Origin of the sequence: Palleronia sp. (genome assembly GCF_042089775.1) — a bacterium.
Taxonomy (GTDB): Bacteria; Pseudomonadota; Alphaproteobacteria; order Rhodobacterales; family Rhodobacteraceae; genus Palleronia.
Genome location: NZ_JBELKF010000085.1, coordinates 1 through 14,255 on the forward strand (window position 1 = coordinate 1; position 14,255 = coordinate 14,255).

The 14,255-nt window shown below is 64.2% G+C and carries 17 protein-coding genes; 12 read left to right on the forward strand and 5 right to left on the reverse strand.

All coding sequences use genetic code 11. The features are described from left to right. Positions 1-64: 64 nt before the first annotated feature. A complete protein-coding gene (locus ACFDS3_RS16110) occupies positions 65-940 on the reverse strand; it encodes a PRC-barrel domain-containing protein (protein ID WP_375263376.1) in 876 nt (291 codons plus the stop codon). 188 nt (positions 941-1,128) lie between these two features. Continuing rightward, positions 1,129-1,434 (reverse strand): hypothetical protein, encoded by a 306-nt coding sequence (locus ACFDS3_RS16115; RefSeq protein ID WP_375263377.1) that lies wholly within the window; start codon positions 1,432-1,434, stop codon positions 1,129-1,131. 164 nt (positions 1,435-1,598) lie between these two features. Here ACFDS3_RS16115 and ACFDS3_RS16120 point away from each other — a divergent pair, with 164 nt between their 5' ends. From ACFDS3_RS16120 to sdhA, 7 genes are all read left to right on the forward strand, one after another. Next, the gene (locus ACFDS3_RS16120) at positions 1,599-2,456 is read left to right on the forward strand and encodes an HpcH/HpaI aldolase/citrate lyase family protein (RefSeq protein ID WP_375263378.1); all 858 of its coding nucleotides are present in this window, start codon (positions 1,599-1,601) and stop codon (positions 2,454-2,456) included. Beyond that, positions 2,456-3,016, forward strand: a complete 561-nt coding sequence (locus ACFDS3_RS16125) for an NnrU family protein (protein WP_375263379.1) — start codon at positions 2,456-2,458, stop codon at positions 3,014-3,016. The genes ACFDS3_RS16120 and ACFDS3_RS16125 overlap by 1 nt, the downstream gene beginning before the upstream one ends. A gap of 4 nt (positions 3,017-3,020) precedes the next feature. Then, complete coding sequence (locus tag ACFDS3_RS16130; RefSeq protein WP_375263380.1) at positions 3,021-3,221, forward strand: DUF1737 domain-containing protein; 201 nt, start codon at positions 3,021-3,023, stop codon at positions 3,219-3,221. Next, entirely contained in the window at positions 3,218-4,246 is a 1,029-nt protein-coding gene (locus ACFDS3_RS16135) for a MaoC family dehydratase (protein ID WP_375263381.1), read from the forward strand. Before ACFDS3_RS16130 ends, ACFDS3_RS16135 begins: the two co-directional genes overlap by 4 nt. 206 nt (positions 4,247-4,452) lie before the next feature. Continuing rightward, the gene (gene sdhC / locus ACFDS3_RS16140) at positions 4,453-4,842 is read left to right on the forward strand and encodes a succinate dehydrogenase, cytochrome b556 subunit (protein ID WP_375263382.1); all 390 of its coding nucleotides are present in this window, start codon (positions 4,453-4,455) and stop codon (positions 4,840-4,842) included. A gap of 10 nt (positions 4,843-4,852) precedes the next feature. Further along, positions 4,853-5,245, forward strand: coding sequence for a succinate dehydrogenase, hydrophobic membrane anchor protein (locus tag ACFDS3_RS16145; protein WP_375263383.1), 393 nt, complete (start codon positions 4,853-4,855; stop codon positions 5,243-5,245). A 14-nt stretch (positions 5,246-5,259) separates the two neighbouring features. Beyond that, positions 5,260-7,062, forward strand: coding sequence for a succinate dehydrogenase flavoprotein subunit (sdhA, locus tag ACFDS3_RS16150; protein ID WP_375263384.1), 1,803 nt, complete (start codon positions 5,260-5,262; stop codon positions 7,060-7,062). Here the strand turns inward: sdhA and ACFDS3_RS16155 are convergent. Continuing rightward, positions 7,056-7,307: a hypothetical protein gene (locus ACFDS3_RS16155; RefSeq protein ID WP_375263385.1), complete on the reverse strand. Its 252-nt coding sequence runs from the start codon at positions 7,305-7,307 to the stop codon at positions 7,056-7,058. The two genes, sdhA and ACFDS3_RS16155, sit on opposite strands and share 7 nt — an antisense overlap. A 95-nt stretch (positions 7,308-7,402) precedes the next feature. Here ACFDS3_RS16155 and ACFDS3_RS16160 point away from each other — a divergent pair, with 95 nt between their 5' ends. From ACFDS3_RS16160 to ACFDS3_RS16170, 3 genes are read left to right on the forward strand one after another with little or no spacing between them, the layout of a single operon-like run. Next, positions 7,403-7,675, forward strand: coding sequence for a hypothetical protein (locus ACFDS3_RS16160; RefSeq protein WP_375263386.1), 273 nt, complete (start codon positions 7,403-7,405; stop codon positions 7,673-7,675). Continuing rightward, a complete protein-coding gene (locus ACFDS3_RS16165) occupies positions 7,672-7,980 on the forward strand; it encodes a hypothetical protein (RefSeq protein WP_375263387.1) in 309 nt (102 codons plus the stop codon). The genes ACFDS3_RS16160 and ACFDS3_RS16165 overlap by 4 nt, the downstream gene beginning before the upstream one ends. 21 nt (positions 7,981-8,001) lie before the next feature. Further along, positions 8,002-8,781 carry a succinate dehydrogenase iron-sulfur subunit gene (locus tag ACFDS3_RS16170; RefSeq protein WP_375263388.1) on the forward strand — a complete coding sequence of 260 codons (780 nt, stop codon included), beginning with the start codon at positions 8,002-8,004 and terminating at the stop codon, positions 8,779-8,781. Positions 8,782-8,852: 71 nt separating this feature from the next. Here ACFDS3_RS16170 and ACFDS3_RS16175 read toward each other — a convergent pair whose 3' ends face one another. Next, complete coding sequence (locus tag ACFDS3_RS16175; protein ID WP_375263389.1) at positions 8,853-9,143, reverse strand: H-NS family nucleoid-associated regulatory protein; 291 nt, start codon at positions 9,141-9,143, stop codon at positions 8,853-8,855. Positions 9,144-9,280: 137 nt separating this feature from the next. Next, positions 9,281-11,248 (reverse strand): methylmalonyl-CoA mutase family protein, encoded by a 1,968-nt coding sequence (locus ACFDS3_RS16180; RefSeq protein WP_375263390.1) that lies wholly within the window; start codon positions 11,246-11,248, stop codon positions 9,281-9,283. A gap of 142 nt (positions 11,249-11,390) precedes the next feature. On the opposite strand from ACFDS3_RS16180, the gene ACFDS3_RS16185 reads away from it, so the two are divergent. Both ACFDS3_RS16185 and ccrA read left to right on the forward strand, forming a co-directional pair. Further along, entirely contained in the window at positions 11,391-12,770 is a 1,380-nt protein-coding gene (locus ACFDS3_RS16185; RefSeq protein WP_375263391.1) for a 1-acyl-sn-glycerol-3-phosphate acyltransferase, read from the forward strand. A 109-nt stretch (positions 12,771-12,879) separates the two neighbouring features. Further along, positions 12,880-14,157 carry a crotonyl-CoA carboxylase/reductase gene (gene ccrA, locus ACFDS3_RS16190; protein ID WP_375263392.1) on the forward strand — a complete coding sequence of 426 codons (1,278 nt, stop codon included), beginning with the start codon at positions 12,880-12,882 and terminating at the stop codon, positions 14,155-14,157. Positions 14,158-14,255 lie beyond the last annotated feature (98 nt).

Consider the following 14,255-nt stretch of genomic DNA (forward strand, 5'->3'; position numbering starts at 1 on the left):
GCCATCGCCCTCGCCGCTACCGTCATCTTCTGGTTATGAGTCCAGAGCCTAAGCATGTAACGGATCAGTTCGCCGGAGCAGCTTCATCGGTGGGATTCTCGATCGCGTCACCCGTCTGCTCGACGGCCTGACCGGCTTCAGACGCCGCTTCGCTGGCCGCGTTGCCAGCGGACTGCGCAGCGCCTTCGAGGGCCTGCTCGGTTTCGTTCGCGGCGCCTTCCAAGGCTTGACCGGCCTCGTTCGCAGCACCTTCGACTGTCTGCTCGGTCTGGTCCATCGTGCTTTCGACGGTGGCCTCAGTCTCGGCAGCGGCTTCTTCGGCCGGCTCTTGCGTGACGGTGGTGGTCACCGTCTCGGCCTCCGTTTCCGTCGACTGCATCGTGGCGGAGCCGTCCCGGGCAACGCCTTCATAGATCGAGCGATCGAACGTCGGAGCGTTTTCGATTTGCTCCTGCGTGGCGTTGATCATGATCATCATCTCGCCTTCGTTTTGCGGATCAGGCTGGACGGAGAGGGCGTCGAAGTTGACCGCAACATCCTGCTGACCGATGCCGAGGAAGCCGCCGACGCCGAGGATCACGTACTCGACCTGACCGTCCTGCGTCATGATGATGTCGCTGATCTCACCCACGTTCTCGGGCTGCGACTGCGTCGCGACCGTTTCCTGCTCGACCTCGGCTTCGCCCTCGGTAAGGGCCCCGGTTGCGGTTCCCTCGACCTCGGTCTCGGCGTCTGTCACGAGCCCGTTCGTCTCCTGGGCCGAAGCGTCATAGCCCATCGTCGAATAGACGTTCTGACCGATGTAGTCGGTGCCAAGCAACATCGACGGCTCGGCCGGCACAGTCGCGAAGATTTCACCGCCCTGGGTCGTCTGCTGGGCGTAGGCGGTGCCGGAGGCCAGAAGGATCGTCAGGGCGCTGGTGGACAAGATACGTTTCATCTTGGTTCCTTTCGGGTATCGCGGCCGCGACCGCTTTTCAGGAACCTAATTGCCGCCGAACATGCTGGTTCCGCGACTGAGAAACGCTTCGACGTCGCAGGCTAAATTCCGCTGTCGAGCGAGCGGTGTGGCGCCGAAAGCAAGTGATTTCGTCAAGCTCCAGCGACGGGGGCAGGGCCGCCGGCCAATCATGCCGGCTCAGCGCCCAAAGCTTCGGAGGCGAAGGCTTCGCCCGCGGCAAGTTGGCAGCTGATGCCGTCGGGCCGGGTGATCAGGATCGTCCAGTTCCCGTTATCCGCCGCGAACGTCTCGACCACGGAGCCGTTCTGCGCGAGCCCCGAAGACCGCCAGCTTTCGCCGCCCCGTTCCGCCAGGGTTTCGACCAGGTCCGGCCGCGGCGCGCAGTGCGGCGTCGCACTCAACGCTGGCCGTACCGCCAGCAGGCAGCCGATGGAGAGGGCCGACAGGCCGAGCAGGATAGCGTTACGGGACATGCATGGATCTCCGAGGGAATCGGCGTGAGGGTGGCGCAAGAATGGATTATGATTCGTTAACGGAGCGGGGGGCGGGGCGCCGCGCCGCGGCGAGAAAGCTCTTGCGCAATCGTGCGAGCCTGTGTCACGTCGCGACAGAATATTGCGTGGACGGAGGAGGCGACATGCGGTCCTGGCGCTCGGTACTCTATATCCCCGGGTCGAACGAGCGGGCGCTCGAGAAGGCGCGGACGCTCGATGTGGATGCGATCATCTTCGATCTCGAGGATGCCGTCGCGCTCGACGAAAAAGCCACGGCGCGCGAGACGCTGGTCAAGGCCCTCAACGCCGGCGGCTACGGCGGCCGTGCGTCGATCGTGCGGATCAACAGCCTCGACACAGAATGGGGGGCCGAGGATCTGGACGCCGTCGCCAGCGCATCGCCCCACGCTATCCTGCTGCCCAAGGTCAATGCCCCCGCCGATATCGAGCGTCTTGTCAGCAAGCTCTCTCGGCACAGCGCTGCCGTGGATACGCGGATCTGGGCGATGATGGAGACGACCGCGGGCGTGTTCAATGCCGCCCACATCGCCGGCGCGCCGAGGATGGAAGGGTTCGTGCTGGGCACGAACGACCTTGCCGCCGAGATCGGTTGCGAGACGGGCGGCGACCGGCTGCCGCTGATGATGGCCCTGCAGACCTGCCTTGCGGCCGCGCGGATGGGCGGGATCGCCTGCGTGGACGGCGTCTACAACGCCTTCAAGGACGAGGATGGACTGCGCCGCGAATGCCAGCAGGGGCGGATGCTTGGCATGGACGGCAAGAGTCTGATCCACCCCGCGCAGATCTCCGTCTGCAACGAGATCTTTACGCCTTCCGAGGCGGACGCCGACCTCGCGCGGCGTCAGATCGAGGCCTGGCAGGAGGCCGACGCCACCGGCCGCGGGGTGGCGGTGGTGGACGGCAAGATCGTCGAGAACCTGCACGTGGCGACCGCCCGCAAGACACTCGCCAAGTTCGAAGCCGCGAAAGGACGTGACTGATGGTACTTCTGGTTCTGGGTCTTGCCCTGTGGATTGCGGGGCATGCCTACAAGCGCGTCGCGCCGGGTGCCCGCGAGGTCAAGGAGCCACGCATCGACAACACCTCGAAGGCCGTGGTTGCCGCGGTGCTCGTCGTCGCGGTTATCCTGATGGTGATCGGCTACCGGCGCGCCCCGTTCATTGCCGTCTACACTCCGCCCGAATGGACCGTGCACCTGGTCGACCTGCTGATGATTGTTGCAATCGCGCTGTTCGGCCTGAACAATTCCAAGTCGAACCTGCGCGGCAAGATCCGCCATCCGCAGCTGTGGGGCTTCGCCCTCTGGGCGGCGCTGCACCTGACGGTGAATGGCGACCTTGCCTCGATCGTGCTGTTCGGCGTGCTCCTCGCCTGGGCGCTGGGCGAGATGATCCTACTGAACGCGACGACGGCCCGGCCCGCGCCCTATACCGGCGGTTCGACGAAGGGAACGATCCGCCTTATCGTCATATCCCTGATCCTCTACGCCATCATCACGTCGATCCACGCGTGGCTCGGCGTCTGGCCCTTTCCACGGTGACTCCATGATCTATAGACTGCTGACCGCCGACGACACGTCGGCCTTCTGCCATAAGGTGTCTGAGGCCCTGTCGAAAGGGTGGGAGCTCTACGGCGACCCCTCCTACGCCTATGACGCACAGAACAACGTGATGCGCTGCGCTCAGGCCGTGGTGAAGCATGACCACGCGCCTTATTCGCCCGACATGAAGCTCGGGCAGCAATGACGAAGACGCACGAAGGCTACTTCTTCGAGGACTACCGCGTCGGGCAGGTCGTCCGTCACGCGGTGCCGCGGACGGTGGGAGCGGGCGAGCGGGCACTCTATCACGCGCTCTACCCGGCGCGCCACGCGCTCTACTCGTCGGACAGCTTCGCCCAGGCCTGCGGTCTGTCGGCCGCACCGCTCGATGACCTGATCGCGTTCCACACGGTGTTCGGCAAGACGGTTCCCGACATCTCGCTGAACGCGCGCGCTAATCTGGGCTACGCCGAGGGCCGGTGGCTCGCGCCGGTCTGGCCAGGGGACACGCTGACGGCGTCCTCCGAGGTGATCGGGCTGAAGCAGAACTCGAACGCTCAGACGGGTGTCGTGTGGGTGCGCACCACGGGCCGCAATCAGCGGGACGAGGCGGTGCTGAGCTACGTCCGCTGGGTGATGGTGCGCAAGCGCAACCCCGAGGCTGCGGCGCCGGAACCCGTGGTGCCGGAGTTGTCCGATGCGGTCGATCCCCGGGACCTGGTCGTGCCGGCGGGACTCGACTTCGGCTCGTACGACTTCGACCTGGCGGGCGAGCCGCATCGGCTGGGCGACTATGCCGTCGGCGAAACGATCGACCATGTGGACGGTGTGACGGTCGAAGAGGCCGAGCACATGATGGCCACGCGGCTATGGCAGAACACGGCCAAGGTGCATTTCGACGCGACGCAGCGCGAGGATGGCCGACGGCTGATCTATGGTGGTCACGTCATCTCGATGGCGCGCGCGCTGTCCTTCAACGGGCTGGCCAACGCGCAGATGATCGTGGGGCTGAACGGCGGAGCGCACGCGAGCCCCTGCTTCGCTGGCGATACCATCCGCGCGTGGTCCGAGGTTCTCGATAGGGCCGAAACCGGGGCCCCCGGCGTCGGAGCGATCCGACTGCGGCTCGTCGCGACGAAGGAGAGGGGCGGGGGGCTGCGTGGCGCGGACGGAAAGTACCTGCCGCACGTCCTGCTCGACCTCGACTACTGGGCGCTGATGCCGATCTGAGCGGCTCGGCTGTCGAGTCCGACCGATTTTCTCGGCTAACTCCATGTGTGATCACATGGCAAAGGGGTGTGATCGCAAATCTGCCTGTTAGCGTATCTGCGCCTATGTGATGGGGCGCGAGGTCGTGACACTTGGCTCGAAATGCGTAACTAGAGCGTAACAGCCGTCCGTTACTGGACCAGGCGCTGCGCCAAGAAGGGAATGCCATGGCCGATGTGAACCGCGGGAACAGACCGCTGTCGCCGTTCATGCTGGGCAAGTACTATCGCTTCCAGCTCAATTCAGTGACCTCGATCATGACCCGGGTGACCGGCAACGCCCTGGTCGTGGGCGGGCTGCTTGTGACGTGGTGGCTCCTTGCTGCCGCGAGCGGGCCTGATGCCTTCGCGACGGCCGATGCAGTGCTGACCTCGTGGTTCGGCGACCTCGTGATGTTCCTGTCGCTCTGGGCGCTGTGGTATCACGCGCTGGCCGGCCTGCGGCACCTTTACTGGGACACCGGGCGGGGCTTCTCGCTCAGCGAAGTGCGTATTCTCGGCTGGGGCGTCATCATCGGCTCGGTCGTGCTCACCATCCTCACCGCTCTTATCATCTGAGGCCCGCGCAATGTCCGAGACGCCCAGCGAACACTCTCACCTGACCTACCGCAAGCGCGCCCGGGGCCTCGGCGCCGCCAAGCGAGGGACCGAACACTACTGGGGCATGATCCAGTCTTCGGTCGGCCTTCTGATCCTGGTCCCCCTCTTCATCTTCACCTTCGGACCGATCCTGGGGGAAAGCTTCGAAGAGGTCGTCCTCTATTATTCCCGCCCGTTTCCCGCGATCGTCGCCGCCCTGACGATCGTCGTGAGCTGGCTGCACTTCAAGAACGGTGCGCAGACCGCGATCGAGGATTACCTGCGCGGCACGACCCGCAAGGTCACGATCATTGCCGTGAACGCCGTTGCCTATGTCGCTATCGCCGCCGGGCTGTTCGCCCTGGTTGCGCTGGTGCTGTGAGAAGGAGCTGACACATGGCTGCTTACGAATACGAGACGCATAATTATGACGCCATTGTCGTGGGTGCGGGTGGCTCCGGGCTGCGCGCGACGCTTGGCCTGGCCGAGCAGGGCCTGCGCACCGCTTGCGTTACCAAGGTGTTTCCGACCCGCTCGCACACCGTTGCCGCACAAGGCGGCATTGCGGCGTCGCTTGGCAATATGGGGCCCGACAACTGGCAGTGGCACCTGTACGACACCGTGAAGGGGTCGGACTGGCTCGGCGATGTCGATGCAATGGAATACCTCGCCCGCGAGGCCCCCAAGGCGGTGTACGAGCTCGAGCATTACGGCGTTCCCTTCTCGCGCACCGAAACGGGACAGATCTACCAGCGCCCGTTCGGCGGCCATACCACCGAATTCGGCGAAGGCCCTCCGGTGCAGCGCACCTGCGCCGCTGCCGACCGTACCGGGCACGCGATCCTGCACACGCTCTACGGCCAGTCGCTGAAACAGAAAGCCGAGTTCTACATCGAGTACTTCGCCATCGACCTCCTGATGAGCGATGACGGCCAGTGCCAGGGGGTTCTGGCGTGGAACCTCGAAGACGGCACCATGCACGTCTTCAATGCCAAGATGACCGTGCTCGCCACAGGCGGTTATGGCCGCGCCTACTTCTCGGCCACCTCGGCGCACACGGTGACGGGTGACGGCGGCGGCATGGCCTCTCGCGCGGGACTGCCGCTTCAGGACATGGAGTTCGTGCAGTTCCACCCCACCGGCATCTACGGCGCCGGCTGCCTGATCACCGAAGGCGCGCGGGGCGAGGGCGGCTACCTCACCAACTCCGAGGGCGAGCGCTTCATGGAACGCTACGCCCCCACCTACAAGGATCTGGCCAGCCGCGACGTCGTCTCGCGCTGCATGACCATGGAGATCCGCGAGGGGCGTGGCGTCGGCAAGGACGGCGACCATATCCACCTGCACCTGAACCACCTGCCGAAAGAGGCGCTGGCCGAGCGTCTGCCCGGGATCTCGGAATCGGCGCGCATCTTTGCGGGCGTGGACGTCACGAAAGAGCCGATCCCGGTTCTGCCCACCGTACACTACAACATGGGCGGCATTCCGACGAACTACTGGGGCGAGGTGCTGAACCCGACCGCGGACGATCCCGACCGGGTCGTGCCGGGCCTGATGGCAGTGGGCGAGGCCGGCTGCGCATCGGTGCACGGGGCCAATCGACTCGGATCGAACTCGCTGATCGACCTGGTCGTCTTCGGCCGGGCAGCGGCGATCAAGGCCGGCGAGGTTGTGGACCCAGAGACGGCGCCGGCGCCGGTCAATACGGCGCAGGTCGAAAAGGCCCTCAGCCGCTTCGACAGCCTGCGCTACGCCAAGGGCACCGTCGGCACGGCCGAGCTGCGCAACGAGATGCAGCGCACGATGCAGAACGACGCGGCGGTGTTCCGCACCGACGAGACACTCTCTCAAGGTGTCGAAAAGATGTACGAGGTCTCAGGAAAGATGGACGATCTGCGTGTGACGGACCGCTCGCTGATCTGGAACACTGACCTGATGGAGACGCTCGAACTGACGAACCTGATGCCGAACGCCTTGGCGACCATCGTCTCGGCCGAAGCGAGAAAGGAAAGCCGCGGCGCTCATGCGCACGAGGATTACCCGGATCGCGACGACGAAAACTGGCGTAAGCACACACTCGCGCGGGTCAACGGCAAGGTCGAACTGGACTACCGCCCGGTCCATGTGGACCCGATTCTCGGGCACAACGAAGGCGGCATCGACCTTGATCGGATCAAGCCGAAAGCGCGGGTTTACTGATGCGCGCACAGGCTCTCGCCCTGGCGCTCGTCCTCCCGGTCCCTGCGATGGCGGGCGGCTACGAGGGACCGGGTGCCTATGGGCGGGAGGTTCCGGATTGCGCGGCAATGGCTGTGCGTGCTGACGTTTCGTCCGGCGGAACCTGCGTTCTGGATGGCCGTGTCGTTCGGGTTCGGGACGGGGTACAGCGTGGCGGCATCCTCTACGAGCTGCTGCGCGACCGACCGCAGGTCGAGTATGTGCACGGGCGCCCATGTCCGTACCCGACGCGGTCGAGCGACAGTGCGCTTTCCGGCGGCTCCGGCTATATCATCAAAAACGATAGTCGGGCGGCAATCGGATGCGCGTTTTGATTGCGGCCCCCCTGATCCTCGCGGCCTGCGCGCCGCTGTCGCCCGAGGCCGCTTACCGTGCCTGCAGCGCACGCGCGCAAGCCGCAGCCGCTCCGCAGGGCGCCGCCGAGATCGGCGTGGGCACAGGTGGTGTATCGACGGGCTTGTCGTTATCCGTCACCAGCGATTATCTGCGCGGCCGCGATCCCGGGGCCGTGTATGACGCCTGCATTCGGGCTCGCACGGGGCAGGGGCCGACGCAGCCCCTGGTGCTTCGATGATCCGGTGCGTACTCCTTCTGGCCTTGCTGGCTGGCTGCGTCCCGATGAGCGGTGAAGAACTGACACGCTCGGCGGCTCGGTCGGTTGTCACTCGCTCGCTGGCCGCGCGCTATCCGGACCTGCCGATCGAACCGGTGCTGAACTGCGTCATCGACAACGCCACACAACCCGAACTGGTGGGCTTGGCCTCGGACAGCGTGACTGGCCCGACTGCCGCCACGGCCGGAACCATCGCCGCGATTTCCAGCCGGCCCGAAACGCTTGCCTGCCTGGCACAGTCCCAGGCTTTCGCCCTTCCCGAATAATTCCGCATCCGAGGAATTGACATGGTTCAACTGACCCTTCCGAAGAACTCGACGATCCGCACCGGCAAGACGTGGCCGAAGCCCGAGGGGGCGGCCAATCTCAAGCAGTTCGACATCTACCGCTGGAGCCCCGACGACGGAGAGAATCCGCGCGTCGATACGTATTTTGTCGATCTTGATAGCTGCGGCCCAATGATGCTGGACGCGCTCATCAAGATCAAAAACGAGATCGACCCGACTTTGTCTTTCCGGCGCTCGTGCCGCGAGGGAATCTGCGGATCCTGCGCAATGAATATCGACGGCGCGAATGTGCTGGCCTGCATCTACGGCATCGACGACGTCAAGGGCACGGTCAAGATCTATCCCTTGCCGCATATGCCGGTGGTCAAGGACCTGATCCCCGACCTGAGCCTTTTTTACGCTCAGCACGAAAGCATCATGCCTTGGCTTGAGACATCGTCGAACACGCCTCAAAAAGAGTGGCGCCAGTCGATCGAGGATCGCAGGAAACTCGACGGTCTCTATGAATGCGTGATGTGCGCCTGCTGCTCGACCTCTTGCCCGTCTTATTGGTGGAATGGCGACAGATACCTAGGCCCGGCGGCGCTGCTTCATGCTTACCGCTGGATTGTGGACAGCCGGGACGAGGCAACGGGCGAGCGTCTGGACGATCTTGAGGATCCGTTCAAACTCTATCGCTGCCACACGATCATGAACTGCGCCCGGACCTGTCCGAAGGGGCTGAACCCGGCCAAGGCCATCATGGAAATCAAGAAGTTGATGATCGAACGCGCGGTCTGAAACTGCCTGCTCGGACGTAAAAAAGGCCGCTTGGATCACCAAGCGGCCTTTCGCGTGCCACAGGGGCGAGATCAGATCGCGAAATCTTCCAGACTCTGCCCGTTTTCCAGCGCTGCCTTGACCCAGCCCGGCTGGCGTCCACGCCCGGACCACGTCTGTCGCGGGTCCTCGGGGTTGCGGTATTTCGGCGGGTTTTTCTTGCCGCTTTTCTTCTGCGCAACCAGCAGATCATCAAGATTGAAGCCGTGATCACGCGCCGCTTTTTCGGCTGCAGCGCGGGCTTCGGCTTTTCTACGCTCGTCAAGCGTGGCGAGCGCGCGATCAACGTCCTGCTTCAGCGTGAGCAAATCGTCACGGGACATCGAGTCTAGGTCTATCGACATGCAGCGCATCCTTTTCCGTAAAAGTTCATCTGGATGCGATATGATCGTTTTTCAGGCAGGATCAACTGAATTCTGAACTTCCAAACGGCCATTTTGGTCAGGTTGCGGTCGTCCGCTCATTTCGCTTCCATCTCGGCGGGTTCTGCCAAAGCGACGACATCGGTGATGATGCGATTGATTTCGAAGTCCTTCGGGGTATAAATCCGCGCGATACCCTCAGCGGATAGTCGTTCAGCATCCGCCTTCGGTACGATCCCCCCCAGCACGACAGGGATTGCCAGTCCGCGATCTCTCATCAAATTCATGAGACTTTCGACGAGCGGTATATGGCTGCCGGAGAGAATGGATAGCCCGAGGACATGAGGACGTTCCTCTGCCACGCGCGAGACAATCTCCTCGGGCGTCAGTCGAATCCCGTCATAGGTAATCGCGATGCCACAATCGCGGGCCCGTGCCGCGATTTGTTCCGCGCCGTTTGAATGGCCGTCGAGGCCAGGCTTCGCCACCATGAATGAGAGCCGCCGACCCAGCTTTGCCGATACCGCATCGACCTTGGCCCGAACGTCATCCAGTGCCTGCACGCGGTTCGACGGGGCGGCGGCGACGCCTGTCGGCCCCCGATACTGCCCGAACGCCTGTCGAAGCACGTCGCCCCATTCGCCGGTGGTGGCGCCGGCCTTGGCCGCATCGATCGAGGGCGGCATGATGTTCGTGCCCTCTTGCGCGGCGCGGCGCAGAGCCTCAAGGGCGGCTGTGACGCCGGCCTCGTCGCGCGACGCCCGCCACGCCTCAAGGCGCGCGATCTGGTCGGCCTCGGCGGCAGGGTCGGCTACCATGACAGCCTCGGGGCCAGAGGTGAGCGGAGAGGGCTCTCCAACTTCGTAACGATTGACGCCGATGACCGGGGTTTCCCCGGATTCGATGGCGGCGATGCGGTCGGCATTGGATTCGACCAGCCGCGACTTCATATGCTCAATCGCGTTGACCGCGCCGCCCATTGCGTCGATCTGGCGCATCTCGTCCCGGGCGCCCTGGATCATTTCGGCGACCTTACGTTCCACCGCGGGATTGCCGTCAAATAAATCGTCGTATTCAAGAAGATCGGTCTCGAAGGCAAGGATCTGCTGCATCCTCAGGGACCACTGCTGGTCCCAGGGACGCGGAAGCCCCAATGCCTCGTTCCACGCGGGCAATTGAACTGCGCGCGCGCGAGCGTTCTTGGACAACGTGACGGCCAGCATCTCGAGCAGGATGCGGTAGACGTTGTTTTCCGGCTGCTGCTCCGTCAGGCCAAGGGAATTGACCTGCACCCCATAGCGGAAGCGGCAGAACTTTGGGTCTGTCACGCCGTAGCGATCACGACAGATCTCTTCCCAGAGCGCCACGAACGCCCTTATCTTGCACATCTCGGTCACGAAACGGATGCCCGCATTCACGAAGAACGAGATGCGGCCGACCATTTCCGGGAAGTCGGCGGGATCGACCTTCTTCTGAAGGTCATCCAGCACCGCCTGCGCCGTGGCCAGCGCAAAGGCCAGCTCCTGTTGCGGCGTCGCGCCGGCCTCTTGCAGGTGATAGGAACACACGTTCATCGGGTTCCATTTCGGCAGGTGCTCACGGGTATAGGCGGCGACGTCGGTAATCATCCGCAGGGACGGCTTCGGGGGACAGATATACGTCCCGCGAGAGAGGTACTCCTTGATGATATCGTTCTGCACCGTGCCTTGCAGGTTCGCCACGTCGACGCCCTGCTCCTCGGCCACCGCGATATAGAGGGCCAATAGCCACGGCGCCGTGGCATTGATGGTCATCGATGTATTCATCTGCTCAAGCGGTATGCCGTCGAACAGCGTGCGCATGTCGCCCAGATGTGCAATGGGCACACCAACCTTTCCGACCTCTCCGCGGGCCAGGACGTGGTCGCTGTCATAGCCGGTCTGGGTGGGCAGATCGAACGCCACCGACAGGCCAGTCTGGCCCTTGGCAAGGTTGCCGCGATACAGCGCGTTGGACGCGGCGGCGGTGGAGTGCCCCGCATACGTGCGGAAAAGCCACGGGCGGTCGGGCTGCGGTGTGTCGGACATATTCAGCCTTTACGAAACTTCGCTTCGGAACGTGATACGCGCAACAATGTTTCGTGTCCAGATGCTGCGTTCGCAAGACACTGTGCAGGCGCAGCGATCGCGCCATCTTCCCTAAGGGCGTGCGATGCGGCAAGCGGGACCCATGGCCGAGACTGTGACCCTTCCGCTGTGGCTTTTCGTGGTGATCCTGCTGTTTGCGGCGATCACGGCGCTTAGCCACGTATTCATCCCGCCCGTGCGATGGTTCCTGCGGCGGCGGCTCGAACGCGCTGTCGCCCGTTTGAACCGGCGGCTGGTCCACCCGATCGAACCGTTCAAGCTGCTCAGGCGGCAGGACACGATCCTGCGGCTTTCCTACGATCCTGCGGTGATCGAGGCGGTGCAGGCCCATGCGTCCGAGACGGGCATTCGCGAGGACGTGGCGCACTCGCTGGCTCGTCACTACGCGCGCGAGATCGTCCCCTCCTTCAGTGCCTCGGCCTATTTTGGATTCGCCACGCGGGCCGCGCGCTGGCTGTCCACCCGGCTCTTCGATGTCCAGGTTTCGCGCGCCGAAGAGGCCGCGGTCCGCGCGGACGCAACCGTCGTGTTCGTGATGAACCACCGGTCGAACATGGACTACGTGCTGGTCACCTATCTCGCCGCCGAACGCTCGGCCCTGGCTTATGCGGTGGGAGAATGGGCGCGCATCTGGCCGCTGTCGCGACTGTTCCGGGCCATGGGCGCCTATTTCATCCGCCGTCGGTCGCGCAACCCGCTCTATCGCCGGGTGCTGGCGCGCTACGTTCAGATGGCGGTGGCCGGCGGCGTGACGCAGGCGATCTTTCCCGAAGGCGGGCTCAGCCTCGACGGGCGGATCGGTGCACCCAAGCTCGGCCTTCTGAGCTATATCTGCGACGGCTACGACCCGAACGGGCGCGAGATCGTCTTCATCCCCGTCTCTCTCAACTACGACCGGGTGCTCGAGGACAACATCCTTTTGGCGGCGGGGCGCGAGGGGACGCGGCGCTTCCGCGGCACGATTCCGACGGCGACTGCCTTCACTCTGCGCTGGCTTTGGCGCCGCCTGCGCGGGCGCGTGCGCAAGTTCGGGGTTGCAGCGGTCAGCTTCGGAGCGCCGATCCCGCTGTCCGACTACGGCACCAACCTGAACGTGAAGGCACTGGCGCAGGATCTGATGGGGCGCATCCGAACGAACGTGCCGGTCCTCGCCGGTCCCCTCGTCGCGACGGCCCTTCTGGAAGGGGCGGCCGAGCGTTCGGCTGTTCTCGGCTCCGTCACAGCGCAGTCAACGACGCTGAAGGCCGAGGGACACTTTGTCTGCCTCGGCGGTGATCCCGAGGCCGCGGTAGAGCGGATGCTGCGCATGTTCGTCCTGCGCCACATGGTGCGCCGCACCGGAGACCGAGTCGAAGTGACCGAGCGGGGCTACCGCGTCCTGCCGTTCTACGCCGCCGCTGTCCCCACTCGCGATGCTGCGTCGCAACATGTTCTTGGCCGCAGCCAATCGGCAGAGACATAAAGTTACGCTAAAACCCTTCATCGTTGTTGCATTATTTCCCGTCGGCCAATAATTGGAGGAGACGCAGCGAGTGTGCCGCCGCGATGCGGCAAGACGGGGAGGGCCGACAATGGCGATGGATGCCGAAACGATGACCAAGACCGAAGCGCGAGACCTGTATGAGGTCGGCGAGATTCCTCCGCTTGGCCACGTACCTGCGCAGATGCACGCCTGGGCCATCCGCCGCGAGCGCCACGGCGAGCCCGAACAGGCGTTCCAGCTCGAAGTCGTGGACACGCCGCGCCCCGACAGCCACGAGGTGCTGGTTCTGGTGATGGCTGCGGGCGTCAACTACAATGGCGTCTGGGCCGGGCTCGGTGTTCCGATCAGCCCGTTCGACGTCCACGGCGCCGACTTCCACATCGCCGGCTCCGACGCGAGCGGGATCGTCTGGGCCGTTGGCGATAAGGTCAAAAGCTGGAAGGTCGGCGACGAGGTCGTCATCCACTGCAACCAGGACGACGGGGACGACGAGGAATGCAACGGCGGCGACCCGATGTTTTCGCCCAGTCAGCGCATCTGGGGCTACGAGACGCCCGACGGCTCGTTCGCCCAGTTCACCTGCGTGCAGGCCCAGCAGCTCATGCCGCGGCCCAAGCACCTGACCTGGGAAGAAGCGGCCTGCTACACTCTGACGCTGGCCACCGCCTACCGAATGCTCTTCGGCCACCATCCGCACGAGTTGAAGCCGGGGCAGAACGTGCTGGTCTGGGGCGCTTCGGGCGGCCTCGGCTCTTACGCGATCCAGCTGATCAACACGGCGGGCGGCAATGCGATCGGCGTGATCTCGGACGAGGACAAGCGCGACTTCGTCATGGGGCTGGGGGCCAAGGGAGTCATCAACCGCAAGGATTTCGATTGCTGGGGGCAGCTTCCCACCGTCAACACCGAGGATTACAAGCGCTGGTTCGCCGAGGTCCGCAAGTTCGGCAAGGCCGTGTGGGAGATCACGGGCAAGGGCGTCAACGTCGACATGGTGTTCGAGCATCCGGGAGAGTCGACGTTCCCGGTCTCGACCTTCGTCTGCAAGAAGGGCGGCATGGTCGTGATCTGCGCCGGCACCACGGGGTACAACCTGACGATGGATGCGCGCTACATCTGGATGCACCAGAAGCGCATCCAGGGCTCCCACTTCGCGCATCTCAAGCAGGCCGCCGCCGCCAACAAGCTGATGGTCGAGCGTCGCCTCGATCCCTGCATGTCCGAGGTGTTCCCGTGGAAAGAGATCCCGGGCGCGCACACGAAGATGCGCAAGAACCAGCACAAGCCGGGTAACATGGCTGTGCTGGTCTCATCCCCCAAGATCGGCCTCAGGACGGTCGAGGACGCCATCCACGCCCGTAGCTAACCGACCTCTCAGGTTTCCAGCGCAACGGCCCGCCCCTTCGGCGGCAGGGGAATCGCAGTTGGCTTTGAGGCTTTGAGCTGACCCTCTTGCTGCCGGGC